Source organism: Arthrobacter sp. UM1 (assembly GCF_020483305.1).
In the GTDB taxonomy this organism is placed as follows: Bacteria; Actinomycetota; Actinomycetes; order Actinomycetales; family Micrococcaceae; genus Falsarthrobacter.
Genome location: NZ_JACWAB010000003.1, coordinates 171,893 through 186,976, shown reverse-complemented (window position 1 = coordinate 186,976; position 15,084 = coordinate 171,893). Strand labels below are relative to the sequence as shown.

Sequence of the window (15,084 nt, the reverse complement as noted above, 5' to 3'; positions counted from 1 at the left end):
CCCAGCAGTGTGAACTGGCTGGGCTGTCCGCGTGTTTGAGTCCGGCTCGCCGCGCCTGTGAAGGGCCAGCGCGCCGGCGCAACAGGAAAGCAGGAATTCAGTGTCCGAGAACGAAGTGTCCGAGCAGGAGCTCGAGCAGACTGACGCCGTCGAGTCGTCCGCTGCCGCGGAGGACTCCGCCGTCGCGTCCGAGAGCACTGAAGGCGTGCAGGATCAGGCCGGAGAGGGCGCCGAGCCCGCGGCCGAGGGCGCAGGAGAGTCCGAGGAGGAGGGCCCGTCCCGCGAGCAGCTCCTCGAGGAGTTCCGCGCCAAGCTGCGCCGCCAGCCGGGCGACTGGTACGTCATCCACTCCTATGCCGGCTATGAGAACCGCGTGAAGCAGAACCTCGAGACCCGCGCGCAGACGCTGGACATGGAGGACTACATCTTCGAGGCCCGCGTGCCGATGGAAGAGGTCGTCGAGGTCAAGAACACCACGCGCAAGCTCGTGCGCCGGGTTCGCATCCCCGGCTACGTGCTCGTCCGCATGGACCTGACGGACGCCTCCTGGGGCGTTGTCCGCCACACGCCCGGCGTCACGGGCTTCGTGGGCAACGCGCACGACCCGGTCCCGCTCTCGCTCCAGGAGGTCTTCTCCATGCTCGAGCACGAGATCGCGGAGCCGGTCACCGACCCGAAGAAGCCGGTCGAGCCGAACGTCCAGGAGGTCAAGGTCAACTTCGAGGTCGGCGAGTCCGTCACGGTCAACGACGGCCCGTTCGCGACCATGCCGGCCACGATCTCCGAGATCAAGCTGGACACCCAGCAGCTCGTCGTCCTCGTGACGATCTTCGAGCGCGAGACCCCGGTCACGCTCTCGTTCAACCAGGTCACGAAGATCCAGTAGCCCCACAGTTTTCGTCTCCCGCTCCCGTGCTTTGGGGGAGGGGGAGACGGCGACCGCCTCGCCAGGGCGGTCACCACCTGCGCTTGGCGCTCCTGCCCCGCAGGTCACAGAAAGAGAGAAGGACCAGAACATGGCTCCCAAGAAGAAGGTCACTGGCCTCATCAAGCTCCAGATCCAGGCTGGCGCCGCGAACCCGGCGCCGCCGATCGGTCCGGCGCTTGGTCAGCACGGTGTCAACATCATGGAGTTCTGCAAGGCGTACAACGCCGCCACGGAATCCCAGCGCGGCAACGTCATCCCGGTGGAGATCACGGTGTACGAGGACCGCTCGTTCACGTTCATCACCAAGACCCCGCCGGCCGCCGAGCTCATCAAGAAGGCCGCGGGCGTCCAGAAGGGCTCCGCCACGCCGCACACGGCCAAGGTCGGCAAGCTGACCAAGGCCCAGGTCGAGGAGATCGCCAACCAGAAGATGGTCGACCTCAACGCCAACGATGTCGAGGCCGCGTCCAAGATCATCGCCGGCACCGCCCGCTCCATGGGCATCAACGTCGAGGCCTGATCCTCCGACACCCTCGCGGCATCCGCCGCACACCATCATCAAGGGGCTCGTGCCGAGAGCACGGGCCAGTGGCAGGGCCGAGCGCGGTCCAACGACCACAACTGCACAAGGAGAAAAGCAGATGGCAAAGCGCAGCAAAGCATACGAGGCGGCTGCAGCCAAGATCGAGGCTGAGAAGCAGTACTCTCCGTTCGAGGCTGTGAAGCTCGCGAAGGAGACCAACCCGTCCAAGTCGGACGCCACGGTCGAGGTCGCCTTCCGCCTGGGCGTCGACCCGCGCAAGGCGGACCAGATGGTCCGCGGCACGGTCAACCTCCCCCACGGCACGGGCAAGACCGCTCGCGTCGTCGTCTTCGCCAACGGCGACAAGGCCGAGGCCGCTGTCGCCGCCGGCGCCGACTACGTCGGCTCGGACGACCTCATCGCGAAGGTCGCCGACGGCTGGACCGACTTCGACGCCGCGGTGGCGACGCCGGACCTCATGGGCAAGGTCGGCCGTCTCGGCAAGGTCCTCGGCCCGCGCAACCTCATGCCGAACCCGAAGACCGGCACGGTGACGATGGACGTGGCCAAGGCCGTCAACGACATCAAGGGCGGCAAGATCGACTTCCGCGTGGACAAGCACTCGAACCTCCACTTCATCATCGGCAAGTCCTCCTTCTCGGTGGAGCAGCTCGCGGAGAACTTCGCCGCTGCCCTCGAGGAGGTCCTCCGCCTCAAGCCGGCCTCCTCGAAGGGCCGCTACATCCAGAAGTCGACGGTGGCCACGACCTTCGGTCCGGGCATCTCCGTCGACCCGAACGTCACCAAGGTGGTCATGGGCTCCTAGTCGAGCCCGCTCCCGGACGGCGGCAGCGGTCCGGGAGCCTACCGCCTGACGTTCCCCGGGGCGCACCCCGGGGAACGGAGAAGGGGGCCGGACGCGTACGCGTCCGGCCCCCTTTCTGCTGTCCAGGCCCCGTTGCCCGGCGCCTTCCGTCGAAGGCGCCCACAGCAGAGCCGACGGCGTGCTGTCCGGGCAGCAGTCCCTCAGCGCAGCCGGTACACGCTGACGCGGCCCTCCCGGAACACCTCGTCAGCACGCTCCTTGAGCTTCGGGCTCACGGGGGAGGCCTCCGTCGTCGCAAGCAGGTAGGAGACCCCTCTGCTCTTGAGGGCCTGGAGGGCTGCGGGGTCTGCCTCGCTGAACGCCCGCTCGTTCTCCTGGAAGCGGGCCGGGTCGTGGAAGGGCTGCTGCGAGTAGATGCGCCCGCCGACGCCGTGGGCCTTGTGGGCTTCAGACGAGTATCCCCAGCCCTCGATGTACGCCTGCCGCTCCGTGAGCGCGCTGACCCAGAACCCCCGGGAGTCGCAGTGCGGCTCGGACACGATGCCCATGCAGTGGGCGTTCGTGGCGACCACTGCGTCCGCGGGGGTGTTGGAGGAGACCCACCGGCCCGCGTCGACGGCGTCCTGCGACAAGCGGACATGCCCGTCGTGGAGAGTGGCCCTCTTGTCCAGGAGCACCGGGACCGGGGCGAGCGCAGCGGCCATGAGCAGGGATGCGGCCACGCCGGCCGCCAGGCGCGTGAAGAGGCCTCTCCGCCGGCGGGCGGCGACGGCGAGGGCAGCAAGCAGCGCCAGGACCCCCAGAGCCGTCAGAGCCTGGACCGGGCCGCGGGCGAGGTACTGTCCCGAGGGCAGGAACGCAGGGTTCTGCGCGCGGACCAGGGCGATCACGACGGCGATCGCGAGGCCGGCGAGCACGACGGCGAGGGCGCCGCGCCGTCGGACAGCGGGAGAGGAGGCGTGCTCCGCCGCGGTGTCGAGCAGCATGTCCAGCCCGATGACGACGCCGCAGACGAGCACCGCCGTGGCCCCCTTGAGGAAGTAGACCTGGGAGAGCCCGTCGTGGTCGATGAGCAGCATGGCGCAGAATCCGGCGACGGCCACGCCCACGGAGAACCAGACCACGAGACTGCGGGACTGCCTCGGCTCGGCGGACCGGCGGGAGAGCGCTCCGATCGCGGCGAAGGCCCAGCCGAAGGCGAACACGAAGGCGCAGAGCACCACGGCGAGGAGCAGCGGCCCGTGCTGGGAGGAGAGGCCCGGGAGGATCGGCCCGTGTCGGAAGTAGGGGCTGGCATGCGTCTCGTCGAACCAGAGCGGCATGCGGCGAATCGTCGCGCCGAACTGGATGCCCGTGCCCTCGCCTGCGCCCGCGAAGAGCGGCGCGGTGAGGAGCGTGGCCCCCACAGCGAGAGCCCCGACCCCGAGGGCGGAGAGGACGCGCCGGCGCGGCCAGCGCCCCACGAGGGCCACGAGCAGGACGAGCGCGGCGGCGGCTCCGATCATGGGCAGGTTCGAGGACTTGGCGCCGGGGGCGATGAGGAAGACGAGCCCTGCCGTCGCCCAGAGGACGGGAGCGGTGCGTGCCGGGACCCCCGGCTCGCGGGTCTCCCGCGCGCTCGGGGACAGCGGCTGGGGACCCGCGATGAGCAGGGAGGCGAGGAAGGCCGCGAAGAGCAGGACGGGGACGGCGAAGGTCTGGGAGGGGGAGTACGGCACCCAGATGTCCGCGCCGGCGACGTCGAGCCAGCTGCTGAGGTGCAGGCTCGGCGCGGAGAGGACGGCGGCGCCGGCCAGGGGCCCGAGCCACGCGCGCCGGGAGAAGTGCTCCGCGAAGGCGCAGGCGATGAAGGCTCCGGCGAAGAGCATGGGCCAGTACCACAGGCGGGTGAGCACCACGTCGTGGGGAAGGCCCGTGACGAGGTGCATCAGGGCCATGTGCGCATTCGCGAGCCAGTGGTAGTTCAGCTGCTCGCCCATGACCTGGGGGAGGTCGGGAACGAGCCGGTGGGAGAGCTCGGCGTTGATCGCGAGGTGCCAGACGTTGTCCTGGTACCAGGAGCCGGGCTCGGGCAGGAGGGGGACGCCGTCGAAGGAGTTCGCGAAGCGCTGCGCCTGCACCGCGAGGAGAGCGAGCATGGCCCAGAAGGCGAAAGCGCTCACCCGGGCCTGCGGCCTGAACAGGAGCCGTCCGCCCCGGACGGCGGAGAACGCGCCCGCGGCCGTGACGAGAGCGGCGGCGGCCCACGCCGCCCAGACCTGCCCGGTGCCGACGGCGGCGACCCACTCGAGAACGCCTGCCACGAGCCCGAGGCCGAACGCCTGGCCCGCGAGGCCCGCCCACGTGCGGGGCGAGGGCAGGAGCGCCCGGGCGGAGGCGAGTCCGGGGACGAGCACCAGGGCGGTGAAGGCGGCCGCGTAGAGGAGCGACTCGGCGAGCGGCACATGCCCTTGCGCGGCCGTGCTGCCGAAAGCCCAGACGAGCAGCGCCGCGAGTCCGAGCAGGCAGGCGGCGGCTCCGGCACGCCGGGGGACGGGGCGCCTGACGCGGGACGATCCGCGCGAGGCGCGCTCAGCAAGGGGAGTGGTCATGGAGAACGTGGCTTCCTGTCGGGGTCGAGACGAGCGAGCCGCTCAGCGGATCTGGGAATCCGCCCAGAGGGATTCTTCCACGTCTTCCCGAAGGGGAAACCTCAAACCTCTGGTAGACTGTCTGAGTACCAATGACCGTCGGTCGGTGGCTGTGCGCGGTGATCCGCACGCTCAGCCCGCGAAGACTCCGTGAACTCGGATGGCCCACGCAGGTGACATGAGACTGAAGCTCCCCTGGGGAGCCTTGAGCCCTGTGCGCCTGCACGGGGCTTTTCTGTTGCGGAAGCCATGCGCCAGCCGTCCGCCGGGCACGAACACCACCCCGGAAGGAGGGTTATGGCAACGCCGAGCAAGAATGCTGCGATCCAGGAGATCGCCGCGGACTTCAAGGAGTCCACCGCCGCTGTCCTGACCGAATACCGCGGGCTTTCTGTTGCACAGCTCAAGGAGCTGCGTCGTTCCCTCGGCCAGGACACCAAGTTCTCGGTCGTCAAGAACACGCTGACGGGCATCGCCGCGAAGGAGGCCGGCGTCGACGCGTTCGACGGCCAGCTTGTCGGACCGACCGCGATCGCCTTCGTCAAGGGTGACGCTGTTGCAGCCGCTAAGTCCCTCACGGATTTCGCCAAGGCGAACCCGAAGCTCATCATCAAGACGGGCCTCTTCGAGGGCAGCGCTCTCAGCCCGTCTGAGGTCGAGGCCCTCGCGGCGCTCGAGTCCCGCGAGAAGCAGCTGGCCCGCGTCGCAGCGGTCCTCAAGGCCCCGATGTCCCAGCTGGCCCGCACGGTGGACGCTCTCCGCGCCAAGCGCGAAGAGGGCGGCGCCGCACCGGCGGCCGAGGAAGCCCCGGCCGAGTAGTCCGCCCAGGACTCCGGCACCGAGAGCTCACGCTCTCCCTGAGAACACAAGACATCCGGCCGGCGCCGAGTGAGCGCGGGCCGAACACAGGAAGGAAGCCATTATGGCGAAGCTCAGCAACGACGAGCTCATGGCAGCATTCGAGGAAATGTCCATCATCGAGCTCTCCGAGTTCGTGAAGGCGTTCGAGGAGAAGTTCGACGTCACCGCTGCCGCGGTTGCGGTTGCCGGCCCGGCGGGCGGCGACGGCGGCGCTGCCGAGGAGGAGAAGGACGAGTTCGACGTCATCCTCGAGGCCGCTGGCGACAAGAAGATCGGCGTCATCAAGGAGGTGCGCGCCCTCACGAGCCTCGGCCTCAAGGAGGCCAAGGACCTCGTCGACGGCGCCCCGAAGCCGGTCCTCGAGGGCGTCAACAAGGAGACGGCCGAGAAGGCCAAGGAGCAGCTCGAGGGCGCTGGCGCGACCGTCACCCTCAAGTAGTCTCCGTCCGGCCAGTCCGGACTCCGACTCGCGGAAGGCCCCGCACCGATCACGGTGCGGGGCCTTCCTGCGTTCGCCGTCGTCCTCTACTCCGGCGTGACGTACGCGCCGGAGAGGCCGCCGTCCACGAGGAACGTGTTGGCGGTGATGAAGGAGGAGTCGTCCGAGGCGAGGAACGCGACGGCGGCGGCGAGCTCCTCCGGCTCAGCGAACCGGCCCATCGGGACGTGGACCAGGCGGCGCTGCGCCTGGACCGGGTCCTTGGCGAACAGCTCCTTGAGAAGGGGAGTGTTGACCGGCCCCGGGCAGAGGGCGTTGACGCGGATCCCCTCGCGCGCGAACTGGACGCCGAGCTCTCGGCTCATCGAGAGGACGCCGCCCTTCGACGCCGAATAGGAGATCTGGGAGGTGGCGGCGCCCATGACGGCCACGAAGGAGGCCGTGTTGATGATGGAGCCCCGCCCCTGCTCCCGCATGTGCCCGAGCGCGTGCTTGCAGCAGTAGAAGACGCTCGTCAGATTGACCTCTTGGACCTTGCGCCAGGCGTCGATGCCGGTGTCGAGGATGGAGGCGTCGTCCGCGGGCGAGATGCCGGCGTTGTTGAAGGCGATGTCCACGCTGCCGTAGACCCGCTTGGCCTCGTCGAAGAGGTTCGCGACCTGGTCCTCCTGGGTCACGTCGGTCTTGACGAAGAGCCCGTCGAGCTCCGCGGCCACGGCCTCGCCCTGCTCGACCGTGAGGTCGCCGATGACCACGCGAGCGCCTTCGGCGGCCAGGCGGCGGGAGGCCGCGAGGCCGATTCCCGATGCTCCGCCGGTGACGACGGCGACGCGCCCCTCGAGTCGATGTGCCTTGACGTCCTGCATGAGGCTGTTTCCTTTCTGAGATGTCTGCGGAAGAAGGGGAGGGTCAGGAGGCGAAGAAGACGTTCTTCGTCTCGGTGAAGGCCTTAACTGCGTCCGGGCCGAGCTCGCGGCCGAGGCCGGACTGCTTGAAGCCGCCGAACGGGGTCCAGTAGCGGACCGAGCTGTGGGAGTTGACGGAGAGGTTTCCGCTCTCGACGCCGCGGCTGACGCGGATGGCCCGTCCCACGTCCCGCGTCCAGATGGACCCGGAGAGGCCGTAGTCCGTGTCGTTCGCGATCCGAACGGCCTCGGCCTCGTCCTCGAACGGGAGCACGGACACGACCGGCCCGAACACCTCCTCGGCGAAGGCCCGGTCCTCCGGGCCGCGGCTCATGAGGACCGTCGGCGCCGCCCAGTACCCCTTGCCCTCGGGCGCGGTGCCGCGGACGAGCACGTCGCCGCCCTCGATGTACTCCTGAACCTTGTCCCGGTGAGACGCCGAGATGAGCGGGCCCATGCCGGTGGACTCGTCCGAGGGGTCGCCGCAGGCGAAGCCGCGGACGGCCGGCTCGAGCTTCTCGAGGAACTCATCCAGCACGGACCGCTGCACGAGGATCCGGGAGCGGGCGCAGCAGTCCTGGCCCGCGTTGTCGAACGCGCCGCCGGGGGCTGCCGCTGCCGCGGCGTCGAGGTCAGCGTCCGCGAAGACGATGTTGGCGTTCTTCCCGCCCAGCTCGAGCGTGACGCGCTTCAGCTGGTCCGAGCAGCGGGCCATGATGTGCTTGCCCACCGCCGTGGACCCGGTGAAGACCACTTTCCGGACGGCCGGGTGGGAGGTGAACCGCTCGCCGACGACGGCCCCGGAGCCCGGCACCACCTGGAAGACGCCTTCGGGGAGTCCGGCCTCGAGGGCGAGCTCCGCGATGCGCATCGCGGTCAGCGGCGTGAGCTCGGCGGGCTTGGCCACCACGGTGTTTCCGGCGGCCAGGGCGGGGCCGAGGGCCCAGCCGAGAATCGGCATGGGGAAGTTCCAGGGAACGATCACGCCGACGACCCCGATCGGCTCGTGGAAGGTGACGTTCATGCCGCCGGGCACGGGGATCTGGTCTCCGGTGAGGCGCTCGGGGGCGCCGGCGGAGTACTCCATGAGGTCCCGGACGTTCCCCGCCTCCCACCGGGCGTTGCCGATCGTGTGGCCGGCATTGGCCACCTCGAGCCGGGCGAGCTCCTCGTTCGCGGCGTCGAGCCGGTCCGCGAACCGGCGCAGCAGGCGGGCCCGGTCGGACGGGTCGGTGTTCCGCCAGGTCTCGAAGGCCTTCTGGGCGCGGGCGATCGCCTCGTCGGCGGCCCGCTCGTCGGCGAGCTCGATGGTCTTGACGACCTCTTCGGTCGCCGGGTTGAGGACGTCGTGTCTCGTCATGTCTTCTCAGCCTTTCGTCGTCGGCCGTGCGGTGGTCTCAGGAAGGCGCCGTCCTCGGCGCGCGAACTCGGCGCTCTGGCGCACGAGCTCTTCGAAGACGCCCGCCTCGTCCGGGCGCTCCTCCGGGTGGTACTGGGTGGCCACGAGCCACTGGGGGCCCTCGGCCTCGAGGAACTGCGGGAGCCCGTCCTCCGAGCGGGCCGTGACGGAGAGCCCGCGCCCGACGCGGTCGATGCCCTGGTGGTGGTACGAGGAGACGACGGCGCGCTCCCCGAGGATCCCCCGCGCGGCGGATCCCGGATCGGTGGTCACGGGGGTGTCCCCGAAGACCGCGGGCGCCGGGCGGTAGCGGTCGGCGTGCTCGAGCACGTCCGGCAGGTGCTGGTGCAGCGTGCCCCCGCGGGCCACGTTGAGGACCTGGGCTCCGCGGCACACGCAGAGGGTGGGGAGCCCGGCCTCCTCGGCGGCGGCGAGGAGCCCGAACTCGTAGGCGTCCCGCGCCTGGTCCGAGACGGTCTTCTCATGCGGCTCCGCCCCGTACCGGCCGGGGTCCACGTCTCCGCCGCCGATGAGCATGAGGCCGTCGACGCCGTCGAGCACCCGGTAGTCGTCCCCGAGGGGCGGGAAGAGGACGGGTGTGCCGCCGGAGTCCACGATCGCCGTGGCGTACTGGAGGGGGACGATGGCGGCCATGCCGTTCCACACGCCCCACGAGCCCTGCTGCAGGTAGGTGGTGATGCCGATGACCGGGCGCGTCTCAGAGCCGCTCAAAGCCCCTGCTCCTCTCCCAGTCCGTGACGGCCGCCTCGAAGTCGGCGATCTCGATGTCCGCGGCGTGGGCGTAGTGCTCCACGACGTCCTCCCCGAACGCCGCCTTGGCCTTCTCGGCGCCCCGGAAGCGGTCCCGGGCCTCGCGGAGGGTCGTGGAGATGCGCGGGGCGTCGGTGGTGTACGCGCTGCCCTGGGTCATCGGCTCGAGCTCGAGCCCGTTCTCGATGCCGTGGCAGGTGGCCGCGACGATGGCGGCGAGGATCGTGTACGGGTTGACGTCGCCGCCGCCCACGCGGTGCTCGATCCGCAGCGAGGGGCCGTGCCCCACGACGCGGACGGCGCAGCTGCGGTTGTCCATGCCCCAGGCGATCGCCGTCGGGGCGAAGCTGCCCTCGCGGAAGCGCTTGTAGGAGTTGATGTTCGGCGCGAAGAAGAGCGCGAACTCCTCGAGGCAGGCGAGCTGGCCCGCGATCATCTGCTCCATGACCTCGCTGAAGCCGTGCTCGCGGTCGCCCGTGGAGACGGGGTTGCCCTCGAGGTCTGTGAGGCTGAAGTGGACGTGGCACGAGTTGCCCTCGCGCTCGTTGAACTTGGCCATGAAGGTGAGCGACTGCCCGTGGGCGGCCGCGATCTCCTTGGCCCCGGTCTTGTAGACGGAGTGGTTGTCCGCGGTGCGCAGGGCCGGCCCGTAGCGGAACGTGATCTCCTGCTGGCCGAGGTTGCACTCGCCCTTGGCGGCCTCCACGGTCATGCCCGCGCCCTCCATGCCCACGCGGATGTCCCGGATGACGGGCTCGATCCGGCTCGTGGCGAGGAGCGAGTAGTCGACGTTGTGCTGCGTGGAGGGGGTGAGGTCCGTGTAGTGGAGCTGCTGGGCCGTGTCGAAGTCGTCCTCGAAGAGGATGAACTCGAGCTCCGTGGCGGCGTTGGCCCGGTAGCCGAGCTTCTCGAGGCGCTCGAGCTGCTGCCTGAGCATCTGCCGCGGGGACATCGGGATCGGCTCGTCCTCCATCGTCACGATGTCGCAGAGGACCAGCGCGGACCCGGGCGCCCAGGGGAGGCGGCGGAGGGTGGAGAGGTCCGGAACCATCTTGAGGTCTCCGTAGCCGCTCTCCCAGGAGGAGAGGGCGTAGCCGTCCACGGTGTTGTTGTCCACGTCGACGGCGAGGAGGTAGTTGCACCCCTCCACCCCGTGGGCCAGGACGTCGTCGAGGAAGTGCCGCGCGCCGCAGCGCTTGCCCTGGAGCCTCCCGAGGTGGTCGGTGATGGCGACGACGACGGTGTCGATCTCCCCGGACTCGACGAGGGAGCGGAGCTCCTGCTCGGTGAGCATGCCGGGGGCTGCGGTGGGTGCTGTCATGGTCAGTCCTTCATTCGGTGGGGTGTCGGGGAGCGGCAGGGGTCAGGTTCGGGCCGCTGTAGACGGTCAGTGGAGCTTCGACTCGGCTTCGGCGAGGGCCGCGAACTCCTCCTCGGGAGCCGCGCCGACGATCCGGTGGCGGCTCACGAACCAGAAGTAGGCGAGGGCGAGGGCGAAGATGCCGAGGGTGATCGAGGCGGCGGTCACGTCCACCACGAAGGTCGCGACGACGGCGACGAGGGAGAGGACGAGCGCGACCGACGTCGTCGCGATCCCGCCGGGAGTGCGGTAGCCCCGGGGCAGCTCGGGCTCGCGGACGCGCAGCACGATGTGCGAGAGGTTGAGGAGCACGTAGGAGACGGTCGCGCCGAAGACGGCGATGTTGATGAGGAGGGATCCGTCCCGGAGCACGGCCGCGAGGATGAACCCGATGGTGCCGGGGATGATGAGCGCGATCGCGGGAGTGCTGCGCCGCGTGGTGAGCGAGATCCACGTGGGGAGGTATCCGGCCCGGGAGAGGGCGAAGAGCTGCCGCGAGTACGCGAAGATGATGGAGAAGAAGCTCGCGACGAGCCCGGCGAGCCCGGCGTAGTTGACGGCTGTGGCGATCCAGCTGTTCTGGCCGTAGGCGTGCCGCAGAGCGTCCGGCAGCGGAGACTCGGAGGAGGACATCGCCTGGGCGCCGGCGCCTCCGGGGGCGAGCAGAAGGACGGCGAGGCCCGTCACGAGCAGGACGAGGATGGCCGCGATGATGCCGCGCGGCATGTCCTTGCGGGGGTTCGCGGACTCCTCGGCCGCGAGCGGAACGCCCTCCACGGCGAGGAAGAACCAGATGCCGAAGACGAGGGCCCCGAGGACGCCGGTGATCCCGAACGGCAGGAACGCGGAGGCGCCGGGAGCGGACGTGGGAGCGATGTCCACGAGGTTGTGTCCGTGGAAGTGCGGGATCATCGCGCCGATGAAGAGGAGCAGGGCCGCGACCGCCACGGCCGTGATGGCGAACATGACCTTGAGCGCCTCGCCGACGCCCACGGTGTGGATGCCGATGAAGACGACGTAGGCCACGAGGTACACCGGCCACGAGTTCGTGATGCCGAAGAGGTGGAGCGACTCGATGTATCCGCCGATGAACGTGGCGATCGCGGCCGGGGCCACCGCGTACTCGATGAGGATGGCCACGCCCGTGGCGAAGCCGCCGAGAGGCCCGAGCGCCCGGCGGGCGAAGCCGTACCCGGCGCCCGAGGTGGGCAGGGTCGAGGAGAGCTCCGCCAGCCCGAACACCATGCACGTGTACATGAGGCCCATGAGCGCGAACGCGATGAGGAGGCCGCCCCACCCGCCGACGGCGAGACCGAGGTTCCAGCCGGAGAAGTCGCCCGAGATGACGTAGGCCACGCCGAGCCCGGCGAGGAGGAGCCACCCGGCGGCGCCCTTGTTGAGCTGCCGTTTGGCGAGGTAGTCCGAGTCCTCGGCCGAGTACTCGATGTGTGTGCGGGCCATGCGGCACCTCCGGTCTTAATGGTTGAGATTCAAACCATTGGGCTTGGGTGAAAGCATGATCCAGGTCACATCACTCTGTCAAGCACTGTCTGCCCGTCCGTCGTCGGACTCTGTTCGCAGGGCGGCAGCCGCATCCGTCTCGGCTAGGCTGGAGGTCTGAAAACGGACCGCTGGCGGCGGACTCCGTGCGCGCCGAGGGAAGGGGGACAGGCTCGTGGAAGCGTCCGAGGCCGAGGGGGAGGGAGTCCCCGCAGGGCCCCTCATCCGTCCTGTCCGCCCGGGCAACGCGCTCGAGACCACCTTCGAGGCGCTGCTCGACCTCATCAAGGTCGGCGCCTTCCCTCCCGGATGGCGCCTTCCGCCGGAGCGGGACCTCGCCGCCCGGCTCGGCGTCTCGCGGACCACCCTGCGCAGCGTCCTCCAGGACCTCCAGGCGGCCGGCTTCCTCGAGGTGAGGCGGGGGCGCTACGGCGGAACCGTGGTGACGGACGCCGTCCCCGAGGCGTCCGAGACGGCCGTCCACTCGCCCGCGGAGATCAATGGGATCCTCGTGTACCGCAGGGTCATCGAGGCGGGAGTCGCCCGCGTGGCCGCGCAGTCCACGCTCACCGCCGAGCGCCGCTCCGCCCTGAGGGCGGCCTGCCGGGCGGTCCGCGAGGGGGAGGCGGCGCACTACCGCAGGCTGGACTCGAGGTTCCACATTGCGCTCGCGGAGGCCACCGGCTCCCAGCACCTCGTGGACGCCGCGGTCGAGGCCCGCTCGCTGGCCAACGGCCTCCTCAACAGGATCCCCCTCCTGCCCTCGAACCTCGAGAACTCCAACCGGCAGCACGAGCGCATCCTCGCCGCCGTCCTCGAAGGGGACGCCGAGCAGGCCGAGGCGCTCGCCTGCGAGCACCTCGAGGGCACCGAGTCCCTGCTGAGGGGGTTCCTCCTCGGGGACGAAGGCCGCTCCGGCTAGCCCCTCCGGGCGGCGGCGCGCAGGGCGAGCGCCCCGGCGAGCGCGAGCCCCGCCGCCGCGTGGACGGGGAGCGTGGCGACGCCGAGGGCCGCCGACTCCCGCGCCACGGCCTTCGGCAGGCTGTGGAGGGCTGTCCGGGCCCCGGCGGTGCGGGCTCGGAGCCCGACCCGGCGGGCGAGCAGCGCCGCGCGGGGTCCGTGGAAGCCGCTCGTCACGATGCAGACGGGCGCCTTCGGGTCAGGGAGGAGCCGGCGGCTCAGCTCGAGGTTCTCCCGGGTGCTCTCCGAGCGGTCCTCGCAGAGAATCCGCTCGGCGCCGACTCCCCGGGCTTCGAGGTAGCGCTTCATGGCCACCGCCTCCGGAACGGCCTCGTCCGGCCCCCGTCCGCCGCTCGCGACGACGAGCGGGCGCCGTCCCCGCTGCTCCTCGGCCTCGAGCACCTCGAGGGCCCGGTCAAGGCGAGAGGCGAGCAGGGGAGTGACGAGCTCCCCCTCGAGCCCCGCTCCGAGCACGACGACGGCCTCCGGGCGGAACCCCGCGGGGAGCTCGCGCCCGCGCCGGACGGCGGCCGCGTAGGCGGCGGCGCAGCAGGCGCCGTAGGCCAGGGCCGCCGCCGCGAGCGCGCGCGCCGTCACCGCGAGAGGATGAGGGCCTCGCCCTGTCCGCCGCCTCCGCAGAGGGCCACGGCGGCCGTCCCGGAGCCGCGCTCGGCGAGCTCGAGCGCGGCGGTGAGGGCGAGGCGCGCACCGGACGCGCCGATCGGGTGGCCGAGCGCGATGGCGCCGCCGTTCACGTTGATCCTCTCGAGGGGGCAGCCGAGGTCCTGGGCGGACTGGTGGACCACGGCGGCGAAGGCCTCGTTGATCTCGATGAAGTCGAGCGCATCCGTCTCGATCCCCTCGCGCCGGGCGGCCGCCGCGATGGCGTTCGCAGGCTGGGACTGGAGGGAGTTGTCCGGGCCGGCCACCTGGCCGGCGGAGCGCACCGTGGCGAGCACCTCCCAGCCCTCGGCCTCGGCCCGCCGGCGGGAGGTCAGCACGAGGGCTGCAGCGCCGTCGGAGAGCGGCGAGGAGGAGGCGGCCGTGATGGTCCCGTCCTTCGCGAAGGCCGGGCGGAGTCGGCCGAGCCCCTCGGCGGTCGTCTCAGGGCGGACGCCCTCGTCCGCGTCGAGGACGAGCGGCTCGCCCTTGCGCTGCTGAACGGCCATCGGCACGATCTCCCGCTGCAGGCGGCCGGCGTCGAGAGCCTTGGCCGCCCGCTGGTGGGAGGCCGCCGCGATCTCGTCCTGCACCTCGCGGCCGATCCCCAGCCGGGTGTTGTGGCGCTCCGTGGAGGCGCCCATCGACTCGTCGTCGAACGCGTCCGTCAGGCCGTCGTGCGCCACGGAGTCCTTCGCGGTCACGTCTCCGTACGTCCATCCCATGCGGGAGCCGGGGAGCAGGTGGGGCCCGTTGGTCATCGACTCCATGCCGCCGGCGACGACGACCTCCGCGTCGCCGAGGCGGATCATCCTCGCGGCGTCGATGACCGCGCTGAGGCCCGAGAGGCAGACCTTGTTGAGCGTCATCGTGGGGACGTCGAGCGCGATGCCGGCCTTGACCGCGGCCTGCTTGGACGGGTTCTGTCCGCAGCCGGCCTGGACCACCTGCCCCATGAGCACGAAGTCCACGGCCTCGGGGGAGACGCCGCTGCGCTCGAGGGCGCCCCGGATGGCGGCGCCGCCCAGGTCCACCGCGCTGAAGGAGGCGAGCTGGCCCTTGACGCGGCCCTGCGGGGTCCTCGCTCCGCCGACGATGACGACGTCGTCCGGGCTGCCGTTGCTCTGGGTCATGAGGTGCTCCTTGGTCAGAGGGAGTGGGGCGCGCCCCGGCCTTGGGGGCCTGAATGTGACGCGCGTCGCTTGTGTGCCACCCTAGCGCCCCGTGCGGCGGCAGGCACAGTGCCGGGCGGCGGGTTCGAGCGGAGGGGTTCGGGGCTCCGCTCCGAGCCGTTCTGTGTCGCCGCGCGTCACATACCACAC

At 70.8% G+C, this 15,084-nt stretch carries 14 protein-coding genes; 6 read left to right on the top strand and 8 right to left on the bottom strand.

The genetic code is table 11. The features are described 5' to 3' along the window. The first annotated feature begins 100 nt into the window (after positions 1–100). From nusG to rplA, 3 genes are all read left to right on the top strand, one after another. Positions 101–886: a transcription termination/antitermination protein NusG gene (gene nusG, locus H9I38_RS05935; protein WP_226337840.1), complete on the top strand. Its 786-nt coding sequence runs from the start codon at positions 101–103 to the stop codon at positions 884–886. Positions 887–1,016: 130 nt separating this feature from the next. Beyond that, a complete protein-coding gene (gene rplK, locus H9I38_RS05930) occupies positions 1,017–1,448 on the top strand; it encodes a 50S ribosomal protein L11 (protein ID WP_226337839.1) in 432 nt (143 codons plus the stop codon). 121 nt (positions 1,449–1,569) lie between these two features. After that, positions 1,570–2,277 (top strand): 50S ribosomal protein L1, encoded by a 708-nt coding sequence (rplA, locus tag H9I38_RS05925; RefSeq protein ID WP_226337838.1) that lies wholly within the window; start codon positions 1,570–1,572, stop codon positions 2,275–2,277. Between the two features lie 200 nt (positions 2,278–2,477). On the opposite strand, the gene H9I38_RS05920 is transcribed toward rplA, so the two are convergent. After that, positions 2,478–4,868: a hypothetical protein gene (locus H9I38_RS05920; RefSeq protein ID WP_226337837.1), complete on the bottom strand. Its 2,391-nt coding sequence runs from the start codon at positions 4,866–4,868 to the stop codon at positions 2,478–2,480. Between the two features lie 336 nt (positions 4,869–5,204). Here H9I38_RS05920 and rplJ point away from each other — a divergent pair, with 336 nt between their 5' ends. Continuing rightward, positions 5,205–5,726 carry a 50S ribosomal protein L10 gene (gene rplJ / locus H9I38_RS05915; protein WP_226337836.1) on the top strand — a complete coding sequence of 174 codons (522 nt, stop codon included), beginning with the start codon at positions 5,205–5,207 and terminating at the stop codon, positions 5,724–5,726. A gap of 103 nt (positions 5,727–5,829) precedes the next feature. Next, a complete protein-coding gene (gene rplL, locus H9I38_RS05910) occupies positions 5,830–6,207 on the top strand; it encodes a 50S ribosomal protein L7/L12 (RefSeq protein ID WP_226337835.1) in 378 nt (125 codons plus the stop codon). Positions 6,208–6,293: 86 nt separating this feature from the next. On the opposite strand, the gene H9I38_RS05905 is transcribed toward rplL, so the two are convergent. The 5 genes from H9I38_RS05905 to eat all read right to left on the bottom strand — a co-directional run bounded on the left by H9I38_RS05905 (position 6,294) and on the right by eat (position 12,103). Beyond that, on the bottom strand, positions 6,294–7,073 hold the full coding sequence (locus H9I38_RS05905) for a 3-oxoacyl-ACP reductase (RefSeq protein WP_226337834.1): 780 nt from the start codon (positions 7,071–7,073) through the stop codon (positions 6,294–6,296). Between the two features lie 43 nt (positions 7,074–7,116). Then, positions 7,117–8,472 carry an aldehyde dehydrogenase family protein gene (locus tag H9I38_RS05900; RefSeq protein ID WP_226337833.1) on the bottom strand — a complete coding sequence of 452 codons (1,356 nt, stop codon included), beginning with the start codon at positions 8,470–8,472 and terminating at the stop codon, positions 7,117–7,119. Between the two features lie 6 nt (positions 8,473–8,478). After that, positions 8,479–9,243: a gamma-glutamyl-gamma-aminobutyrate hydrolase family protein gene (locus H9I38_RS05895; RefSeq protein ID WP_226337832.1), complete on the bottom strand. Its 765-nt coding sequence runs from the start codon at positions 9,241–9,243 to the stop codon at positions 8,479–8,481. Continuing rightward, entirely contained in the window at positions 9,230–10,603 is a 1,374-nt protein-coding gene (locus H9I38_RS05890; protein ID WP_226337831.1) for a glutamine synthetase family protein, read from the bottom strand. The genes H9I38_RS05895 and H9I38_RS05890 overlap by 14 nt, the downstream gene beginning before the upstream one ends. A 66-nt stretch (positions 10,604–10,669) precedes the next feature. After that, positions 10,670–12,103, bottom strand: coding sequence for an ethanolamine permease (eat, locus tag H9I38_RS05885; protein ID WP_226337830.1), 1,434 nt, complete (start codon positions 12,101–12,103; stop codon positions 10,670–10,672). A 214-nt stretch (positions 12,104–12,317) separates the two neighbouring features. On the opposite strand from eat, the gene H9I38_RS05880 reads away from it, so the two are divergent. Next, positions 12,318–13,064, top strand: coding sequence for a FadR/GntR family transcriptional regulator (locus tag H9I38_RS05880; protein WP_226337829.1), 747 nt, complete (start codon positions 12,318–12,320; stop codon positions 13,062–13,064). Here the strand turns inward: H9I38_RS05880 and H9I38_RS05875 are convergent. Beyond that, positions 13,061–13,699, bottom strand: a complete 639-nt coding sequence (locus tag H9I38_RS05875; RefSeq protein WP_226337828.1) for a YdcF family protein — start codon at positions 13,697–13,699, stop codon at positions 13,061–13,063. The two genes, H9I38_RS05880 and H9I38_RS05875, sit on opposite strands and share 4 nt — an antisense overlap. Then, on the bottom strand, positions 13,696–14,895 hold the full coding sequence (locus tag H9I38_RS05870) for an acetyl-CoA C-acetyltransferase (protein WP_226337827.1): 1,200 nt from the start codon (positions 14,893–14,895) through the stop codon (positions 13,696–13,698). Before H9I38_RS05870 ends, H9I38_RS05875 begins: the two co-directional genes overlap by 4 nt. Positions 14,896–15,084 lie beyond the last annotated feature (189 nt).